1 pseudogene is annotated in these 270 nt (G+C 59.6%); it reads left to right on the forward strand.

What is annotated here, in order from left to right:
• Window positions 1-133: 133 nt before the first annotated feature.
• A pseudogene (locus tag SB822_RS57450) lies at window positions 134-270 on the forward strand (LysE family translocator); the annotation flags it as partial.

Genomic DNA, 270 nt, shown 5'->3' on the forward strand with positions numbered 1-270 from the left:
GCTAGAGGAAAGCTGATGTAGATGACGCGATGTTAGCGTATTCCACCAAACGTCACGCCACCGCGCCGGAAATTCGCCAACGAACCCTCCATCGACGATAGCAAGATAGAGCCATCGAATCCACGAGGCTCTCATGATTTCCGCACATCTTCTCGCCGTCTATATCGCCGCGCTGCTGGTCGTCTACGCGGTGCCTGGCCCGGACATGGCGCTGATCCTGCAAACCAGTATTGGGCGCGGCGTGCGCAGCGGTTTCGCGGCGGCTTGCGG

This window comes from Paraburkholderia sp. SIMBA_054 (assembly GCF_046534875.1).
GTDB classification, from domain to species: domain Bacteria; phylum Pseudomonadota; class Gammaproteobacteria; order Burkholderiales; family Burkholderiaceae; genus Paraburkholderia; species Paraburkholderia hospita.